Origin of the sequence: Cellulosimicrobium sp. I38E (genome assembly GCF_001647255.1) — a bacterium.
Classification (GTDB): domain Bacteria; phylum Actinomycetota; class Actinomycetes; order Actinomycetales; family Cellulomonadaceae; genus Cellulosimicrobium; species Cellulosimicrobium cellulans_E.
Genome location: NZ_LUAZ01000048.1, coordinates 1 through 18,625, shown reverse-complemented (window position 1 = coordinate 18,625; position 18,625 = coordinate 1). Strand labels below are relative to the sequence as shown.

The following is an 18,625-nucleotide window of genomic DNA, read 5'->3' as shown; positions in this document are numbered from 1 at the left end:
CGGCCGGCCAATACACCTGTCCCCGGTGAGCGGCAACGCGAGACACTCGACCGTAACCGATTCGTTATCGTGCTCCAAACCGACTGGTCAGCCCGCGGGTCGTGCCGGTCACCCCGCCGGCGTCACCGCGACCCGCAGCAGCCGGTCGTCGCCGTCGCGCGGGTCCCCGCGCCCGTCGGTGTTGTTGGTCAGCACGTACAGGACGGAGCTCCCGTCGTCCCCGGGCGGCGTCGCCGGGTCCACCAGGACGGCGCGCAGCCGACCCCGGTCCGTGAGCACCGCCTGGGGCGCGCCGAACGCGTCGGCCGACGCCCCGCCGTCGGGGGACGCGAACGGCACGCGCCACAGCGTCTGGCCCCGCAGCCCCGCCAGGTACGCGCCCTCGCCGGTCGCGGCCAGCCCGCTCGGCGAGGCGTCCGACGTCGACCACGTCGCCACCGGGTCGACGAACCCCGCCGCCTCGCCGCCGACCCCCTCGACCTCCGGCCAGCCGTAGTTCCCGCCGGGCACGACGACGTTGAGCTCGTCGAACGTGTCCTGCCCGAACTCCGACGCGAGCATGCGCCCCGTCACGTCCCACGCGACGCCCTGGACGTTGCGGTGGCCGAGGCTCCACACGGGCGAGGCCGGGTCAGGGTTACCCGGTGCCGGAGCCCCGTCCACCGTCAGGCGCAGGATCTTGCCGTTGAGCGCACCCGCCACCTGCGACGCACCACGCTGCTGCGCGTCCCCCGTCGTCACGTACAGGTAGCCGTCCGGCCCGAACGCGAGCCGGCCGCCGTCGTGCGTGGAGGCCGCGGGGATGCCCTGGAGGATCGGGGTGAGGGCCGACAGCTCGCGACCGGCGAGCGTCCCCCGCAGGACCTCGTTGCCTCCGGCGGCGGTCCGGTAGACGAACACCTCCCCCGGTGCTGCGCCGCCCTCGGGCCCGACCGCCACCCCGAGCAGACCCGACTCGCCCGTCGCGACCGTGCCGTCGCGCAGGTCGTCCGCGCCCGGTCCCGTGACCGGCTCGACGGCGCCCGTCGCCGGGTCCACGACGACCAGACCGCGCTCGTCGCGCAGCGAGACGAGCAGGGTCCCGTCCGCGAGCGCCGCGAGCCCCCATGGCGCGGGCAGCCCGGTCGCCACCTCGGTCACGTCGACCCGCACCTCGGGCACGACGACGAGTCCCGGCGCCGGCGCGGGCGCCGTCGTGCTCGACTCCGCGGGTTCGCTCGGCTCGGCGGTGGCCGTGGTGACCGACGGGCCCGGGGCGGGTTCCGGACCGTCGTCGGGCGTGCACGCCGCCAGCAGCACGACGGCGGCACCCACCACGACCGCGGGCCACACCCGACGCGGGACCGTCCGGTTCGTGGGCATGCGCCCATCGTCGCGCGCCGTGGGCCTCGTCGCACGGGGCGCGGCGCCGGGCGCTCGACCGTCAGAGGCGGGTGAGGCCGCGCTTGAGACCGCGGATCGCCTGACCGATGCGGTGCTCGTTCTCGATGAGCGCGAACCGCACGAACTCGTCGCCGCCGGGGCCGAACCCGACGCCCGGGGACACGGCGACGTCGCACTCCTCGACGAGGTGCGTCGCGAACTCGATCGAGCCCATGTCGCGGTAAGGCTCGGGGATGCGGGCCCACGCGAACATGGTGCCGCCGGGCTTGTGGATGTCCCAGCCGATGCGCTGGAGGCCGTCGTACAGGGCGTCGCGACGCGACGCGTACACCGACGAGATCTCCTGCGGGAACTCCGTCGCCTCGTTGAGCGTCACGGTCGCGGCGATCTGGATCGGCTGGAACGTGCCGTAGTCGAGGTAGCTCTTGAGCTTGGCGAGCGCACCGACGACGTCGCGGCGGCCCACGAGGAACGCGACGCGCCAGCCCGCCATGGAGAACGACTTTGTCATGGAGTACAGCTCGACCGCGACCTCGCGCGCGCCCTCGCACTCCATGATCGACGGAGGCTCGAACCCGTCGAACGTCATGTCCGCGTACGCGAGGTCGTGCACGAGCACGACGTCCTTGTCCCGCGCCCAGTCGACGAGCCGCTGGAGGTCCTCCTTGGTCGCGACCGTCGTCGTCGGGTTGTGCGGGAACGACAGCACGACGACGCGCGGCTTGGGCCAGCCCAGCTCCCACGCCTCGATGATCCGGTCGATGTACCCCGCGGCGTCGGTCCCGTCGCCGATGGGGACCTGGCGCGCGTCGGCGCCCGCGAAGTAGGGGCCCCAGATGTGGATGGGGTAGCTCGGCGTGGGGACGAGCGCCACGTCGCCCGGCTGCAGCAGCACCCACATGAGGTGGCTGAAGCCCTCCTTGGCGCCGATGGTCGAGATGATCTCGGTGTCCGGGTCGAGGCTCACGCCGAACCGGCGCTGGTACAGGCCCGCGACGGCCTCGCGGAGCTTGGGGATGCCGCGCGACGCGGAGTAGCGGTGGTTGCGCGAGTTCTGCGCGGCCTCGGCGAGCTTGTCGACCGCGACCTGCGGGCTGGGCAGGTCGGGGTTGCCGAAGCCGAGGTCGACGACGTCGCGCCCCGCTCGGCGTGCCTCGATCTTGAGCCCGTCGATGATGGTGAAGACGTAGGGCGGCAGACCGGGGATCCGGCGGAACTCCATCGCAGTGCTCCAGCTCTGTGCGGGGCGCCCGGGCGCGGGGGTGCGCGCGGGTCGCGGGTCTCGCAGGGTACGCCTGCTGCCCGACGCCGCGTGGCCGCGTCTCGCGGCGCGCTCGCCCCGGGCGGAGGTCAGCCCGTCCAGCCGAGGTTGCGCGCCATGCGCTCGAGCGTCGCGACCGTCTGGGCGTACTCCGCGCGGCTGATGCCGTCCGCGACCCGCTCGCGCGAGACCGACACGGCGTCGAGCAGGTCGTGGTAGGCGTGGTTGCCGGCGACGGTCACGGCCAGCCGGCCGGAGCCGTCGCGCGTGACCCAGCCCCGCCGCACGAGGTCGTCGATCTCCGCCGTCACGGCGCTGGCCCCGTGCCCGGTCGCCGCCCCGGCGAAGGGCGACAGGACGCCGTCGACGCTCGTCTCCTCGCTCACGCCGTCACGGATGGTGTTGAGCACCTGCCAGTGCCGGCGCGTGAGCCCCGAGTGCTGGAACACGCCGTCGAAGCTCTCGTCGATGAGGCGGTCCACGAGCTTGAGCCAGTAGCCGATCGGGCGTTCCGGCGCGCCGGCCGGAGGGGTCGCGGCGGGCGTCGGGTCGTCGCTCATCGGGTCCTCCCGGGTGCTCGGGTACGGCTGCTCCCACTCTCGCACCCGCGCGCGGGACGCGCCCGGCGTCCCCGGCGTTTCCCCGAGCGCTCCCCCGCTGCCCCGGCCCGGGTGGCAGAGTGGGCGCATGAGCGAGAACACTCCCGCGGTGCGCCGCGCGCTGATCGTCGTCGACGTCCAGCCCACGTTCTGCGAGGGCGGGGAGCTGGGGGTCGAGGGCGGGAACGCCGTCGCGCAGCGGATCGCCGACCACGCGCGCGACCACCGCGACGCCTACGACCTCGTCGTCACGACCCAGGACTGGCACGTCGACCCGGGCGAGCACTGGAGCCCGGAGCCGGACTTCGTCGACACGTGGCCCCCGCACGGGATCGCGGGCACCCCGAACGCCGAGCTGCACCCCGCGCTGGCCGACCTCGCGCCCGACGCGGGGGTGAAGAAGGGCGAGTACCAGGCCGCGTACTCCGGGTTCGAGGGGGTCGACGTCGGCGGCCGGCCGCTCGCGGACGTCCTGCGCGACGCCGGGATCGAGGCGGTCGACGTCGTCGGGATCGCCGAGTCGCACTGCGTGCGCGCGACGGCGCTCGACGCCCACGCGCTCGGGCTCGCCACCCGGGTCCTCACCGACCTCACGGTGCCGGTCACGCCCGAGCTCGGCGCCGCGGCGCGCGAGGAGCTCGCCGCGGCGGGCGTCGCGCTGGAACCGAGCACCGCCGTCGGGCGCTGACGGCCCGTCCCGCGCGGGCTCAGCGGCGGCGCGCCTCCAGCGCCGCCGCGTAGAGGTCGCGCTTGGCGACCCCCGCGTCCTGGGCGACGTCCGCGACGACCTCCTTGAGCCGCTCGCCGCCGTCGACGCGCGCGAGCACGGCCGGCACGAGCTCGGTGAGCGGGACCGGGCCGCGCGGCGGCGCGCCGCCGACCACGACGCAGATCTCCCCGCGGAGCTGTTCCGCGGCGGCGCGCTCCGCGAGCTCGGCGAGGGGCCCGCGCAGCACCTCCTCGTACGTCTTGGTGAGCTCGCGCGCGACGGCGCCCGGCCGGTCCGCGCCGAACGCCTCGGCCATCGCGGCGAGCGTCTCCGCCACGCGGTGCGGCGCCTCGAAGAACACGAGCGTGCGCGGCTCGTCGGCGAGCGCGGCGAGCGTCCGCGACCGGTCGCCCGCCTTGCGCGGCAGGAAGCCCTCGAAGCAGAAGCGGTCCGTCGGGAGGCCCGAGAGCGCGAGGGCGGTGAGGACGGCGCTCGGCCCGGGCGCCGTCGTGACCGGGACCCCGCGCTCGACGGCGCGCGCGACGACGCGGAAGCCCGGGTCGGAGACGCTCGGCATGCCCGCGTCGGACACGACGAGCACCGTCCCGCCGCCGTCGACGACGTCGAGCAGGTCGTCCGCGCGGTCGGACTCGTTGTGCTCGTGGAAACTGACGACGCGTCCGCCGACCTGCACGCCCAGGCGGCCCGCGAGCGCGTGCAGGCGGCGCGTGTCCTCCGCCGCGACGACGTCGGCCTCGGCGAGCAGCCGCCGCAGCCGCGGGCTCGCGTCCTCCGCGTTGCCGATCGGGGTGCCGCCCAGCACCAGGTGCCCGGCCTCCCGCGGGGTCGTGGGCCGGTCGGCGTCGGGCACGTCGGTCGAGGAGGACATGGCTCCCAGGGTTCCACACCCGCGTGCCCCTACGATGGCCAGCGTGTCCCAGCCGCCCGCCGACGCGTCGCCCGCGCCCCCCGAGCAGGACGCCGCCGACGCGCCCGACCTGACCCACCGCGAGCGCCTCCTGCTCGCCCTGCTCGGGCCCCGCCGTCCGGCGCTCGGGGCGACCGCGCACGACAGGCTGTGGGGGTGGCTCGGGGTCGCGATCGTCGCTGCCGTCGCGGCGGTGCTGCGGCTGTGGAACCTCGGTCGCCCGGGCACGCTCGTGTTCGACGAGACGTACTACGTCAAGCAGGCGTGGACGCTGCTCCAGGTCGGGTACGAGGCCGACTGGCCCGAGGAGCCGAACCCGGCGTTCGAGGCCGGGGACGTGAACTCGTTCCTCCCGACGGCGGACTACGTGGTCCACCCCCCGCTCGGCAAGTGGATGATCGCGCTCGGGATGAGGTTCTTCGGCGGGGCGGAGAACCCGTGGTCGTGGCGCATCGCGTCCGCGGTCGTCGGGGTGGTCGCCGTCGTGCTCGTGGCGCGGATCGCCCGACGCCTGTTCGCCTCCACCGCGATGGGGATCGTCGCGGGAGCGCTCATGGCCGTGGACGGCGAGGCGATCGTGCACTCTCGCACGGGTCTGCTCGACAACATGCTCATGATCTGGGTGCTCGTCGCGTTCGGGTGCCTGCTGCTCGACCGCGAGCAGGCGCGCCGGCGGCTCGCCGAGCGCTGCGGGGCGATCCTCGACGCCGGCGGGACGATCGGACGCTACGGACCGGGCCTCGGGTGGCGGTGGTGGCGCTTCGCGGCGGCCGTCGCGCTGGGCCTCGCGTGCGGGGTCAAGTGGTCGGGGTTGTACTTCCTCGCCGTCTTCGCCGTCGTGTCGGTGCTGTGGGACGCGACCGCGCGCCGCACCGCGGGCGTCGGGCGCTGGTGGGAGGACGCGCTCGTGCGCGACGCGGTCCCGGCCGCGCTCGTCATGCTCCCGACGGCGGCGCTCGCCTACCTCGCGTCGTGGACGTCGTGGTTCCGCACCCCCGGGGCCTACATGCGCCAGTGGGCGCTCGACCACCCCGGCGAGGGGGTCCAGTGGCTCCCGCCCGGCCTGCGGTCGCTGTGGGAGTACCACCTCAAGATGTGGGACTTCCACAACGGGCTCACGTCCGAGCACACCTACGAGGCGCACCCGCTCGGGTGGATCCTCCAGTGGCGTCCCACGTCGTTCTACTGGCGCTCCTACGACGCCGGCGAGGCGGGGTGCGAGGTGGAGCGCTGCGCGCGCGCGATCACGTCGCTCGGCAACCCCGTGCTGTGGTGGACGGCGGCGCTCGCGATCCTCGTCGCGCTCTGGGCGCTCGTGCGGCTCAAGGACTGGCGGGCGCTCGCCGTGCTCAGCGGCATCGTCGCCGGGTGGGCGCCGTGGTTCCTCTACGCCGAGCGGACCATCTTCACGTTCTACTCGATCGTGTTCACGCCGTGGGTCGTCCTCACGCTCGTCTACGCGATGACGCTCGCGCTCGAACGCACCGAGCACCGCCCGGTCGCGCGGGCGCGCGTGAAGGTGGGGCTCACGGTCCTGCTGACGACGATCGGCGCCGTCAGCGTGTTCTTCTACCCGATCTGGACGGCGTGGCAGGTGCCGTACTGGTTCTGGCGCCTGCACATGTGGCTGCCGACCTGGATCTGACGCGTCACCAGTCGACCTGCGCGGACTCGTGGAACGCGATCCCCGCGCGGCGCCAGACGTGCGCCTCGCGGGCGACGCGGCGACGGAAGCCGTCCCAGTCCTTGCGGTCCGGGGCGGTCCAGCCGACCTCCGCGACGGCGCTCAGGCGCGGCAGGAGCATCGTGAACAGCGCGTCGAGCGTCGGGATGCGCTCGGTCCACACCGCCGCCTCGACACCCTCGATCGTCTCGACCGGCAAGCCGGGCACGACCTCCTCGGGCTCCCAGTCGTAGGAGTCGCGCACCTCGACGAGACCCGCCCAGTCCTGCCCCAGGGCGGGGTCGGACTCGGCCGTGTAGCGCATGTCGAGGTAGACGCGGTTCGCCGGCGACAGGATGATGCGCGCCCCGGCCTTCGCGGCGTCGACCAGGTACGTGAGGTCCATGGGGTGCGTGTCCCAGTACTGCACGATCGTGCCCGGGCGCAGCGGCGCCTTCGCGGCCTCCTGCCACGCGACCGGCTTCTTGCCGGCCTCGAGCACCAGGCGCTCGCACAGCTCGACGAACCGCGCGTACTCCGCGGGCTCCATCTTCAGCACCTCGTCGCCACCGAGGTGCACGTGCTCGCCGTCCGTGGCGTGGGCGAGGTCCGTGAAGACGTCGCGCAGGAACGGCTCGGTCGCGGGCAGGTCGAACGTGAGGCGCGAGAAGCCGACCTCGATGCCCGAGTAGGCGTCGGTCGCGACGCCGTCGGGCATGAGGTCGCCGTAGACGTGCGTCGCCGCGTTGATGTGGCCGGGGACGTCGATCTCCGGCACGACCCGCACGAAGCGCTCCGCGGCGTAGTCCTGCAACGCGCGGAAGTCCGCGAGCGACAGGTGCCCGCCCGTGCCGCCGGACGTGTCGCTCCCCGAGGAGAGCTTGGCGAGCTCGGGCCGGGACGGCGACTCGATGCGCCAGCCCTGGTCGTCCGTGAGGTGCAGGTGGAGCACGTTGAGCTTGTACGCCGCCGCGACGTCGATCACGGCGCGCAGCGCGTCGGGACCGAAGAACGTCCGCGCGACGTCCACGGACAGGCCGCGCCAGGGGTAGCGGGGCGCGTCGTGCACGACGACGTGGGGCATCCGCGCGGGCTCGTCGCCCGGGCCGGGCGCCTCGACGAGCTGCCGCAGCGTCTGCACCGCGTGGAGCAGCCCGGCGGGCTCGGCCGCCGTCGCGGTGATCCCTGCGTCGTCCGCGACGAGGCTGTACCGCTCCGGGCTCGTGGAACCCTCCGGACCGGCCAGCTCGTCGATCCGGAGCACGAGCGCGGTGCGGGTCGCAGAGCCCGACGAGGCAGCGACCGAGGCTCCGGACGCCGGGTCGTCGTGCGTCGCGGCGACGCCGTCGAGGCCGCTCAGGAGCGAGGCGGCCAGGTCCCCGAGCCACGGGGCGGTCCGCTCGAGACCGAGCGCGTGGACCTCCAGCGTGGCGACGGGGACGTGGTGCGTCCCGGGCTCGACGTGCAGGGGCTGGGGGATGACCGAGACCATCGGGTACCTCGTCGTCTGGCTGGGATCGAATCGATTCGGCTTTTGCGAGCGACACACCCTAACCCGCCGCTCCCGGCGCGGCCAAGCGCCTCCGGGCTAGCGCGACGGCGCGACGTACCGCGGGCTCGGGTCGAGCGAGAGCACGCCCTCGACGTCACGGGCAGGGTCCGACGAACCGGTCGTCCAGCCGCCGACCACACCCTGCGGCAGCCCGTCCAGGAGCAGCCCCCAGTCCCGCACCCGGGCGCCGTAGCCGTCGCCCGAGGTGGGCTGGAGGACCACGGCCGCCTCTCCCGACCCCAGGTCCAGGTCGGACGCCCCCCGGATCGCGTCCTCGTCCGAGCGCTGGAGCACGACCAGCTTCTGCGGGAGCCCCTGCGTCCGCACGACCTCGCCGACCGCGTCGATCGCCGCGCCCAGCTCGGCCGCGTCCACGGTGCCGGTCGGCGACCCGTCGCCGACCCGGCGCGCGTCGACGTCGAGGGCCACGCCCACGGTCGGGCGGGCGAGCACGTCCGCGTACTCGGTCACCTGCTCGTCGAACGACGCGCGGCCCGGTTCGAGGCGCAGCACGACCATGACTCCCGCCTCGGCCGCCGCGTCCACGAGCGGCAGCAGCTCCTCGGCCGGGATCTCGGTCGAGTAGTCCCGGTCCTCGCCGGGGTTCGACGACGCTCGGGTCGCCGGGACCTCGAGCACCGGGACCACGGTCTCCTCCGGCACGGCCTCCGCGTACGACGCCGCCGCGTCCTGCGCGCGCGTGACGGCGTCGGTCACCGCCCACTCCCCCACCGCCTCGAGCCCGGGGGTCACCGCGTCCGCCTCGACCGCCACGTACCGCACGCCGTCGGCGAGCACGAGCTGCGACCCGCTCGGGAGCAGGTCGCCGGCCTCGGCCGTGCGCAGCCGCCACGCCAGGTCCTCCGCGGACCCGAAGCTCTCCCCGATGCCCACGACCGCGAGCGCCTTCGCGGCCGCGATCGCGTCGACGACCTCCGCCGAGGAGCGCGGGTCGCCCCGCGGCACCTCGAGGGGCACCGCCCCGGCCGCGCGGGCGGTCGCGATCGCCGCGGCCTGCGGGCCCCCGGGCGCGTCGAGGCCCCCCGGCTCGGTGAGGGCGAGCACCTCGGTCAGCGTCTCCGGCTCGCCGCGCTCGGGCAGCGCGCCACGGACGTCGTCGAGGTCGTGCGGGTCGAGTGCCCCGTCGTCGCCGAGCGCCCCCACGTCGAGCAGGACCCGCTCGACGCCCTCGACGTCGCCCAGCGTCGCGCGCTCCGGGGTCTCTCCCGTGTCCTCCTGCCCCGGGGGCGCGTCCGCCTCGCCCACCTCGACGACCGCGACCGTGCCGAGCCGGGCGAGCTCCGTGCGCAGCCCCCCGTCGGAGATGGCCCCGCCGACGAGGAGGACGGGCGCGGCGAGCTCGACCGCCGCGGCAGCCGCCGTGGCCCGCGCCGACTCGTCGTCGGCGACGGCGAGGACGACGACGGGCGCGGACGTGAAGAACGCCTGGCTGCTCGTCAGGGCGAGCTCCGCCGGGTCGGTCGAGTCGAGCACGAGGACCCCGTCGCTCGGCTCCGCCGCACGCGCGACGAGCCCGGTCTCTCCCGAGGACGGTCCGTCGGCCTTCGCGGTCTCCGCGGCACACCCACCGAGCGCCGCAGCGGCACCGAGGCTGAGGACGACGGGGAGGGCGAGAGGGACGAATCGGACCTTCCGAGAGTTCACGCCCCCATCATCGCGCATGCCCCACGCCCCGCAGACCGAGGGATGTGTGGGACTCGTGACGGTCGGCCCGTCGGGTGGACGGGGAGCGAGCCCGCGACCCGTGTTCGGGACGCGCCGCGGGCGCTCGGGGCGCCGGGCGGCATCGACCGGCATACTGACCGGGCCCGAACCCATCGCCGAGGAGATCGCATGTCGACCCCCGACCAGCCCGACCAGAACCCGCAGCCCGGCGGGACGCCGTCCGGACCGCCCTCGTACGGCGCTCCGCAGCCGGGCCAGCCCCAGCAGCCGCCGCAGGCCCCGCAGTACGGCGCCCCGCAGGCGCCCCAGTACGGCGCTCCGCAGTCCCCGCAGTACGGCGCCCCCCAGGGCGGCACCCCCGGGTACTCCGCCCCGGCCCAGGACCCCGGCAAGACGATGGGCATCGTCGGCCTCGTGCTGTCGTTCCTCGGCTGCCTGTCGATCGGTGGACTGATCGTCAGCATCATCGCTTACAACAAGTCGAAGAAGGCCGGCTACAAGAACGGCATCGCCCTCGCGGGCATCATCGTCGGCGCCATCATGCTCGTGATCTCGATCGTCGTCGCCATCATCATCGGCGTCACCACCTCCGCGGTCCTCGAGAAGTGCGCCGAGCTCGGTCCGGGCACGCACTTCGAGGACGGTGTCACGTACACCTGCGGCTGACGCGCTCGCCGCAACGAGCGCTCCGTCCGCTCCCTGCACAGGAGGAAGGCCCCCGCCGACGGCGGGGGCCTTCGTCGTCCGTCAGCCGGCGTCGACGTCCGCGGCGCAGCGGAACCCGAGGTGGGTCGTCGCGCTGTCGTCCGACTGCGGGGACCGGGCCGCGGGCCGGTACCGGCGGCAGTACTCCGGCGCGCACAGGTGCGAGCCGCCCTTGGTGACGCGCAGGACCTGCGGCGACGTCGTCGGGGCGAGGAGGTTCGGCCGCGCACCGGCGTCCGGCCCGCGCGTCCCGGGAACGACGTGACGGGGGCCGAACGTGTCGGCCGTCCACTCCCACGTGTTCCCGACGAGGTCCTCCAGCCCGTACGCGTTCGGCTCGTAGGAACCGACGGGCGACGTGCCGCCCCACCCCTCGTTGAGGTACGGGAACCGGCCCCGCCACGTGTTCGCCATCGGCCGGCCGCCCGGCGCGAGCTCGTCGCCCCACGCGAACTCGGCGTCGTCCAGCCCGCCCCGCGCCGCGCGCTCCCACTCGACCTCCGTCGGCAGACGCCGACCCGCCCACGCCGCGTAGGCCGCCGCGTCCTCGAACGCGACGAGCACCACGGGGTGGTCCGGGCGGTCGTCGACGTCGGACCCCGGCCCCTGCGGCGCACGCCACGACGCCCCCGGCTGCCACCGCCACCACTGCCGCCAGTCGCGCAGGTCGACCGGACCCGGCGTCGGGGTGAACACGAGACCCCCGGGCACCAGGTCCGCCGGGTCGGCCCCCGGGAAGTCGGCCGGGTCGGGCGCGCGCTCCGCGACGGTCACGTAGCCGGTGTCCGCGACGAACGCCGCGAACTGCGCGTTCGTCACCGCGTGCCGCTCCAGCAGGAACGGCTCGACCTCCCGGTCGTGCGCCGGCCCTTCCTCCGGGTAGTGCCGGTCGGAACCCATGCGGAACGTCCCGCCGGGGACGGTGACGAGCTCGGTGAGGGCCACACGGTCAGGATAGGTGCGCGCACTCCCTCCTGCCCGACCGCCACCGACGAGCGTCACCGACGTGACGAGGGTGCCCTGACGGGGTCGGCCCACAGACCTCCGACCCCGCCAGGACCTCCCGCCGTCCGTGACGACGGCTCAGGTCAGCTCGATCCGGCTCGACGGAGCACACCACCCGGTCAGGCGGTCGAGCACCCCGCGCAGCCGTTCGGCCCCGTCGTCGTTCCCGGCTGCCTCGGCACGAGCGACCTCGGACTCGATCCCGGCGATCAGCTCGTCCCGGCCGGTGCCCGCCCGGTTGGCCTCGACGATCGCGTCGACGAGCTCGGCGGGGTGGTCACCGTCGGCCACGCCGCCGGCGAGCCGGACGAGATGCGGTTCCACCGCTGCTCCTTCGAAGACTGCCGCCACGCACACGGGATCCGGGTCGGGCGCGAACGTCCAGTCTCCCATCGTGCCCGCGACGTAGCCCTGGTACTGCGCGAGCGACATCGCCTCTCCGGGCGCGACGACGTAGTGGTGCGGCTGGCCCGGGATCGGCGCCGCGACCGCAGCGAGCTGGGCCGGCGTGAGCGTGGCGGAGTCGAGCTGCCACACACGCAGCCCGGCCGCGCCCGTCCCGTTCCAGGGTGCACCCTTGGGCCGCCGGTGGTTCGGCAGGTTGCACCCCGAGCCGACGGCCACCGAGATGCCCTGAGGCTCCCCGAGGTGCTCCGGCGCGACCCACGCCTGGGTGTTCTGCTGGTAGGTCACGACGTCCGGGTTCGCCCCGGTCGACCGCACGCCCAGCGCGTTCCCGTTGCCGTCCTCGACCAGCGGCTGGTCGTCGTGGGCCGGGTCCACCTTCATGCCCCGGTAGATGATGACCATGACCGGTCACCCGTTGTAGGCGACGAAGCAGTAGCTCGCGACGCCCGCCAGGTTGTCGTCCTCGTCGCGGGCGGAGGCCGTGACCATGAAGGTGTCGACGATGAGCTTGTCCGGGAAGTTGTACCGCTTGGAGAAGGGCGTCCAGTCGAGGGACTCCTCCTTGAAGCGGTCCATGAAGAGAGTCCCCAGGTTCTGGGAGATCTCGATCGAGTCGGAGGCCCCGATCGAGTCCCTGAACACCGTCTGCAGGTACGCCTGGACGTCGGAGACGTTGTTCTTCTGCTCCCACACGATGATGTCCTCGGCGGCGGCGATGGGCAGCGCACCGTTGACGGGCTTCGAACCCAGGCCCTGGTAGTAGTAGTCGTACTGCGTGGCGAACTTCGACTCGCAGAACTGCCAGGTGTCCGTCGTGATGATGGCGCCCCAGTCGTCGTCCGCCGGAGCGGCCTTCTTCTCGGGCAGACGCTCGACGGCGGCCGCGGTCGCCTCGTCGGCGAGCAGTGCCTGGGCGGCGGTGGCGAGCGCCTGGAGGGCGATCGGTGCGATGACCTTGACGACTTCCACGATTGACTGTGCCATGACAAGTGCCCCTTCACTAGGTCAGACGGGCCGGTGCGACCCGCTCTCAGCGTCGGCGACGTGCGGCCGGCGGCACATCGCCACAATTGGTGAACTGCGCCCTGGCCCGGTGCAGCGGCCGCGGCACGCCGCACCGTTCCGCGAGAGCGGTCGCCGCGGTCTGCGACGTCACGCCGAGCTTGGTGAGCACCGCCTTGATGTGGCTCCGCACGGTGTGCAGGGAGCGGAAGGTGCGCGCAGCGATGTCCGCTGCCGTCAGGCCCTCCATGAGGTCGACGAGGGTCTCGGTCTCGCGGGGGCTGAGGGTCCGCAGTGCACGGGTCTCGTCGATGCGGGCGCGAAGGCTCTCTGCGCGACCCTCCGTCCGGGCGCCGCGCAACGCGTCCTCGATGAGCAGGACGAGCAGCGCGAACGGCGCGTCCCGGTGCAGGACGACGGCGCCGCGCTCCGCATAGCCGAGAAGCCCCGGCAGCACGTCGGCCGAGGCGATGCACACCGCCGGCACCGACGCGAGCGCACCGACGTCCTTCAAGGGACGCCCGGCGTCGTCCTCCGGGACGAGCACGACGGGCGACGCCGACGAGGTGCCCGCGACGACCTCGCGTCGCACCGGCCACCAGCCCCGCGCGCTCAGCGCGGCCGACAGGCCCGCCCCCAGCGAGGCCTCTCGTGGCGCGACGACCTGGACCGCCGCGGCGAAGGGCTCATCCGACGACACCACGTCGCAGCAGCGCTGCACCCACGCGGGCCCCCTCGTCTCGGCAACGGTGCGGTGGCCACACAGAAGCATGGGGAGACCGGTCGAGCGAGGCGAGGCTGGTCAGCGAGCCGAAAATCACCCGTGACCCCGAGGTGCCGAGGTCGCGGTGCCCTGGGGCGAGACGTGGCCAGGTACGAGGGCGGAGCCGGGCGGTGGGCGCAGCCGCTCGGCGCGCCGACAGGAACGAAAAGGGCCGCTGACACGTGTCAGCGGCCCTTTCGAGGTGGAGCTAGGGGGATTCGAACCCCCGACCTTCTCATTGCGAACGAGACGCGCTACCAACTGCGCCATAGCCCCTCGAGCGAGGAACAGACTAGCACCCCGGGGGCGGGGTCTACCAAACCGGCCGCCCCCGGGGGGAGCTACTGCCCCGCGGCCCGACGCCGGGCGAGGATCTCGTTGAGGTCGAGACCCAGCGTCTCGGTCGACGGCTTGCGCTCGTCGCCCACGGCGGGCTCGGGCGCGCCGGACGGCACGTCCACGACCACCTCGACCGCGGCGCCCGGAGCGGGTGCGGCGCCCGCCCGCGCTGGCGAGACGACGTCGTCGTCGGTGAGCGGCGCAGGCTCGCGGCGCGGTGCCGTCGGCTTCATCGTGTACGTCGGAGGCGGTACCGGCACCGGGTCCCAGGCGCGGCCCGAGGGCACGTGGTCCTCGTCGACGACCTCGACCTCGACGACCTCCGTCGCTTCGACCGACGTCTCCGTGACGACCACGGACGTCGCGCCCGAGCCGCCGCGGGCAGTGGCGGGCTCCTCGGAGCCGGAGTCCTCGGCCGCCGTCGTGCTCGACGCGGTCACGCGCTCGCGCGGCGACGAGGCGGACGCCGCGGACGTCCCGGAGAGCGCCTCCGCGGTGGCGTTCGCCCGCGCGAGGTCCTGGGGCGTGACGCGCGGGATCATCTGCGTGCTCACCTGGGAGCCGTGCACGGCGCGCCCGGTGACGCGGGGACGCGCGCCCCGGGGCGCGGGCGGCGCCCCCAGGACGGTCCCGCGCGCGGCGCGGGCGGCGGCACGACGCTCGGCCAGCCACGCGGCGTCGGACCGCTGCGCGGCGAGCACCGCACGACGGCCCAGCACGAGCACGAGCCCGAGGAACGCCGTCGGGACCACGCCGGCCCACCACGGGAGGTACCCGAGCGCGACGACGACCCACACCGCGACGCTCGCGAGCAGCAGCACGACCGTCAGCGCGAGACGACGTCGCGCCGCGGCGGCGCGCCGTTCGAGGAGGGCGAGGCGGGACTGCTCGGACGCCGGCTGACGGCGCGGCGGTGCCCCGCGCGAGGGTGACGCGCTCTCGGTGCTCCCCATGGCGTGCGTTCCCTCCTCCTCGTGCGTCCGGTCCTCGGACCGGGCCTGCGGCCCCGCTCCCCCGAGCAGGGGGCGACCACCGCCGGCGGGACCGGAGGCGATCGCGGCGACGGTCGTGACGCCGTCGAGCCGCGCGTCCCAGCGGTCGATCCCTCCGCCGCCCGGGCCGGCGACGGCCAGGACGCGCAGGGAGCCGGAGAAGCGGTCGTCCGTGCGCGCCTCCAGCAGCTGCTGCCGGTGGCGCACCCGGTGCGGGACGTAGAACCCGACCCACAGCAGGAACACCGCGAGCGCGACGATCCCCGAGGCCGATTCCACATCACGACCGTAGGCGAGGCGCGCGGCCACGCTCCGCACGCGCTCCGGCGTGTCGGTCGGCTCAGATGGTCTCGCGGCGGGTCGCCTGCCAGCGCGCGAGGAGACCGTCGGGGACCTCCTCGCTCGTGATCGCGAACGTCCGGTGGTCGCGCCACGCCCCCTGGATGTGCAGGAACCGCTCGCGCACGCCCTCGTCGCGCAGGCCCAGCTTCTCCACGACGCGCAGGCTCGGGCCGTTCTCCGGGCGGATGTTGATCTCGATGCGGTGCAGGCCGAGGACCGCGAAGCAGTAGTCCGTCGCCATGGCGACGGACGTCGGGATGACGCCGCGGCCCGCGACGTGCTCGCTCACCCAGTAGCCGATGCTCGCGCCGCACAGCGACCCGTACGTGATCGACGAGACCGTGAGCTGGCCGACGAGCTCGCCGTCCAGCTCGACGGCGAAGGGGAGCGACGACCCGGCCCGCGCCTGCGCGGACAGCACGCGGACGTACTCGGCGAACGTCGGCGGTCCTCCCCCGCTGCCAGGGCGCGGCGACGTGCCCTCCCAGCGCTCGAGCCAGTCCGCGTTGTGCGCGCGCAGGCGCATCCAGGCGTTCGCGTCCCGACGGCGCAGCGGGCGCAGCACGATCGACCCGCCCAGCGTGTCGTCCCGCAGGGTCACGGGCCACGGCTTGGTGACGGTCCAGCCGCGCGTGATCTTGTGCGTCATCGGGCGGTGACCGTCCTCGGGGAGCTGTCGGCGGGCACGGGCGGGCGCCCGGTCCTCGGTGCACAGGGTGACACCACCGACGGCCCGCGCGCCACCGCGTGGTGGCGCACGGACCGTCGGGTCGTGCCGTGGTCGACGCGGTCGTCAGCCCAGCGTGACGACGACCTTCGCCTCGGTGCCCTCCGGCAGCGCGGGGATCGGGGCCGCCGGGTCGTGCTCGACGCCGTCGACCGTCACGGAGCGCACGCCCTTCGACACGTGGTCGGGGTTGCGGACCTCGATGTCGTAGACGGCGCCGCGCCACTCGCGGCGCACCTCGAACCCGTCCCAGTCCTTCGGGATCGACGGGTCGACGACGAGGCCGTCGAGCGCGAGGCGCACGCCGAGCACGTACTTGGTCACGGCGGTGTACATCCAGCCGGCCGTCCCGGTGAGCCACGGGTTCTGCGCCTTGCCGAACCACTCGTGGTCGCGGCCGTAGAGGAACTGGACGTACGCGTACGGCTCCGCGCCCCGCACCTCGATGTTGTCGTTCTGGTGGTACGGCAGGATCGCGTCGTAGAACTGCACGGCCTCGTCGCCGCGCCCGAGCATCGCCTCGGCGATGATCGGCCACGCGTTGGGGTGCGAGAAGATCGCGGCGTTCTCCTTGATGCCCGGGTAGACGCGGGTGACGAACCCGACCGTGTCGTCGACCTTCGTGAACGCCGGCCAGTTGAGGTGGTTGCCGTACTCGGAGCCGAGCAGCTCGCGCACCGCGTCCATCGACGCCTCGCCGCGCTCCTGGCTCGTGATGCCCGCGATGACGGGCCAGGCCTGGTGCTCGAGGAAGATCTTGCCCTCCTCGTTCTCGGCCGAGCCGATCTTCACGCCGTCGCGCGTGTAGCCGCGGATCCACCAGCGGCCGTCCCAGAGCTGGGCGTCCGCGACCTTGGCGATGCGCTCGCGCTCGGCCGTGAACCGCGCGACGTCCGCCTCGGCCCGCTCGTCGCCCGCCGCGGCGAGCGGCTCGGCGATCTCGAGGAACGCGCCGATCGCCCACGCGTGCAGGAAGGTCACGAGCGACGTCTCGCCGCCGCCGAGGTTGAGGCAGTCGTTCCAGTCGGCGCGCAGGCCGAGCGCGACGCCGTTCTGGCCCACCTGTTCCGCGGAGAACTCGAGCGCCCTGACCAGGTGGTCGTAGACCGTGCCGGGCGTGCCCTCGGCGAACGGGATCTCCAGGTCGAGGAACGAGCGGTCACCCGTCTCCTTGACGTACTCGACGACCGACGGCACGAGCCACAGGTGGTCGTCCGAGCACGTGTCCTCGAGCCCGTGGATGAGGTCCTTCGGGTCGACCGTGGGCACGATGGTCGGCGACGGGACGTCGGGCAGCTTCTCGGCGTCGGGGTCGAACGCCTTCGGGTCGAAGAGGTGCAGGCCGTACCCGGCCTCCGTCTGGGCGCGCAGGAGCTCGACGATGCGCTGGCGCGTCTTCGTCGGGTTCGAGTGGATGACGCTCATGACGTCCTGCGCGGTGTCGCGGTACCCGAGGCCCGCGCGGCCGCCCACCTCGACGAACGACGCGAAGCGCGACCACTGCACGCACGTCTCCGCCTGGAGGAGGGTCCACGAGTTGATCATCGTGTTCATGCCCTCGTGGGGCGTGCGGATCCGCAGCTTGTCCTGCTTGGCACGCCAGAACGCGCGGAGCCGTGCGCGCTCGGCGTCGACCGTCGCGACGTCCGAGTACTTCGCCTGGATCGCCCGACCGGCCGCGTCGCGCGAGCCGTAGCCGAGCATGTAGACGAGGCGCTTGGTCTCGCCCGGCGCGAGCGTGATCGTGTGCTGGAGCGAGCCGCAGTGGTTCTGCGTCGTCGCGGACTCGTTCGAACCGTGCCCGCGCTCGATCGCGATCGGGTTCGCCTCGGAGCGGTACGGGCCGATGAAGTTGTCGCGCAGCGAGTCGTACGACGACGGCGTCTCGCTCGAGGCGAAGAAGTGGTACGTCCACGGCTCGTAGTAGAAGTCGTACTCGATGATGCCGTCCTCGTAGGAGGAGCCGGACGCGTAGAGCGACATCTGGAGGTTCTGGTTGTCGATCGTGATCGTGTGGAAGCTGAACTCCACGTACGACCCGACGGTGAGCTCACGCACCTCGTCCGTCGTGTTCGTCAGCCGGACGTCCCAGACCTCGACGTCGTCGTCCACGGGGATGAAGACCGTCTGCTCGGCGTCGACACCCTTGTACTCGGCACGGAACGTCGAGTAGCCCAGCCCGTGCCGGGTCGTCCAGCGGCCCGCGCCGCCCGCGGGGTCGAGCTCCTCGCCGGGGCCGACGAACGGCTTGCCGACCGGCTGCCACGACACCGACCAGAAGTCGCCGTCCGCGTCGTCGCGCAGGTACACGTAGTGGCCCGGCCGGTCGACCGGGACACCGTTCTGCCGGAAGCGCGTGATCCGGCCGTACTGCGAGCTCTTGAAGTACGAGTAGCCCCCGCCGGTGTGCGACAGCACGGTGCACAGGTTCTTGCTGCCGAGGTAGTTCGTCCACGAGACGGGGACGTCGGGGCGCTCGACGACGTACTCGTCGTGCGCGGTGTCGAAGTGGCCGTAGCGCATCGTTGCTCTGGTTCCTGTCGTGGGGGTGGGGGCTGGGG

Annotated in this window: 16 protein-coding genes and 1 tRNA gene; 3 read left to right on the top strand and 14 right to left on the bottom strand. The window is 73.8% G+C overall.

Features of this window, described 5'->3' with window-relative positions; all coding sequences use genetic code 11:
• Positions 1-108: 108 nt before the first annotated feature.
• The 3 genes from A0J59_RS15260 to A0J59_RS15250 all read right to left on the bottom strand — a co-directional run bounded on the left by A0J59_RS15260 (position 109) and on the right by A0J59_RS15250 (position 3,204).
• Positions 109-1,362 (bottom strand): sorbosone dehydrogenase family protein, encoded by a 1,254-nt coding sequence (locus A0J59_RS15260; RefSeq protein ID WP_064316675.1) that lies wholly within the window; start codon positions 1,360-1,362, stop codon positions 109-111.
• Between the two features lie 61 nt (positions 1,363-1,423).
• Positions 1,424-2,605: an aminotransferase class I/II-fold pyridoxal phosphate-dependent enzyme gene (locus A0J59_RS15255; RefSeq protein ID WP_064316674.1), complete on the bottom strand. Its 1,182-nt coding sequence runs from the start codon at positions 2,603-2,605 to the stop codon at positions 1,424-1,426.
• Between the two features lie 128 nt (positions 2,606-2,733).
• Positions 2,734-3,204, bottom strand: a complete 471-nt coding sequence (locus A0J59_RS15250; protein ID WP_064316673.1) for a MarR family winged helix-turn-helix transcriptional regulator — start codon at positions 3,202-3,204, stop codon at positions 2,734-2,736.
• Positions 3,205-3,331: 127 nt separating this feature from the next.
• On the opposite strand from A0J59_RS15250, the gene A0J59_RS15245 reads away from it, so the two are divergent.
• Positions 3,332-3,931 carry an isochorismatase family protein gene (locus A0J59_RS15245; protein ID WP_047232457.1) on the top strand — a complete coding sequence of 200 codons (600 nt, stop codon included), beginning with the start codon at positions 3,332-3,334 and terminating at the stop codon, positions 3,929-3,931.
• A 19-nt stretch (positions 3,932-3,950) separates the two neighbouring features.
• Here the strand turns inward: A0J59_RS15245 and rsmI are convergent, their stop codons facing one another.
• Positions 3,951-4,841, bottom strand: coding sequence for a 16S rRNA (cytidine(1402)-2'-O)-methyltransferase (rsmI, locus tag A0J59_RS15240; RefSeq protein ID WP_064316672.1), 891 nt, complete (start codon positions 4,839-4,841; stop codon positions 3,951-3,953).
• Between the two features lie 34 nt (positions 4,842-4,875).
• On the opposite strand from rsmI, the gene A0J59_RS15235 reads away from it, so the two are divergent.
• Positions 4,876-6,525 carry a dolichyl-phosphate-mannose--protein mannosyltransferase gene (locus A0J59_RS15235; protein ID WP_156533075.1) on the top strand — a complete coding sequence of 550 codons (1,650 nt, stop codon included), beginning with the start codon at positions 4,876-4,878 and terminating at the stop codon, positions 6,523-6,525.
• Between the two features lie 4 nt (positions 6,526-6,529).
• Here A0J59_RS15235 and A0J59_RS15230 read toward each other — a convergent pair whose 3' ends face one another.
• Positions 6,530-8,035 carry a family 20 glycosylhydrolase gene (locus tag A0J59_RS15230; protein ID WP_064316671.1) on the bottom strand — a complete coding sequence of 502 codons (1,506 nt, stop codon included), beginning with the start codon at positions 8,033-8,035 and terminating at the stop codon, positions 6,530-6,532.
• Positions 8,036-8,131: 96 nt separating this feature from the next.
• Positions 8,132-9,760, bottom strand: coding sequence for a hypothetical protein (locus A0J59_RS15225; protein ID WP_064316670.1), 1,629 nt, complete (start codon positions 9,758-9,760; stop codon positions 8,132-8,134).
• A 189-nt stretch (positions 9,761-9,949) separates the two neighbouring features.
• Here A0J59_RS15225 and A0J59_RS21985 point away from each other — a divergent pair, with 189 nt between their 5' ends.
• Positions 9,950-10,447, top strand: coding sequence for a DUF4190 domain-containing protein (locus A0J59_RS21985; protein WP_052877550.1), 498 nt, complete (start codon positions 9,950-9,952; stop codon positions 10,445-10,447).
• 81 nt (positions 10,448-10,528) lie between these two features.
• Here the strand turns inward: A0J59_RS21985 and A0J59_RS15215 are convergent, their stop codons facing one another.
• The 8 genes from A0J59_RS15215 to A0J59_RS15180 all read right to left on the bottom strand — a co-directional run bounded on the left by A0J59_RS15215 (position 10,529) and on the right by A0J59_RS15180 (position 18,587).
• A complete protein-coding gene (locus A0J59_RS15215; RefSeq protein WP_220084495.1) occupies positions 10,529-11,386 on the bottom strand; it encodes a formylglycine-generating enzyme family protein in 858 nt (285 codons plus the stop codon).
• A gap of 183 nt (positions 11,387-11,569) precedes the next feature.
• Positions 11,570-12,301, bottom strand: coding sequence for a hypothetical protein (locus A0J59_RS15210; protein WP_064316668.1), 732 nt, complete (start codon positions 12,299-12,301; stop codon positions 11,570-11,572).
• A gap of 6 nt (positions 12,302-12,307) precedes the next feature.
• Positions 12,308-12,883, bottom strand: a complete 576-nt coding sequence (locus tag A0J59_RS15205) for a hypothetical protein (RefSeq protein ID WP_156533073.1) — start codon at positions 12,881-12,883, stop codon at positions 12,308-12,310.
• 46 nt (positions 12,884-12,929) lie between these two features.
• Positions 12,930-13,604 carry a helix-turn-helix transcriptional regulator gene (locus tag A0J59_RS15200; protein ID WP_064316666.1) on the bottom strand — a complete coding sequence of 225 codons (675 nt, stop codon included), beginning with the start codon at positions 13,602-13,604 and terminating at the stop codon, positions 12,930-12,932.
• A gap of 263 nt (positions 13,605-13,867) precedes the next feature.
• Positions 13,868-13,940, bottom strand: a tRNA-Ala gene (locus tag A0J59_RS15195).
• Between the two features lie 65 nt (positions 13,941-14,005).
• Positions 14,006-15,274 (bottom strand): hypothetical protein, encoded by a 1,269-nt coding sequence (locus A0J59_RS15190; protein WP_064316665.1) that lies wholly within the window; start codon positions 15,272-15,274, stop codon positions 14,006-14,008.
• 61 nt (positions 15,275-15,335) lie between these two features.
• On the bottom strand, positions 15,336-15,986 hold the full coding sequence (locus A0J59_RS15185; protein WP_047232450.1) for a GNAT family N-acetyltransferase: 651 nt from the start codon (positions 15,984-15,986) through the stop codon (positions 15,336-15,338).
• Between the two features lie 144 nt (positions 15,987-16,130).
• Positions 16,131-18,587, bottom strand: a complete 2,457-nt coding sequence (locus tag A0J59_RS15180; protein WP_064316664.1) for a GH36-type glycosyl hydrolase domain-containing protein — start codon at positions 18,585-18,587, stop codon at positions 16,131-16,133.
• Positions 18,588-18,625: the final 38 nt, after the last annotated feature.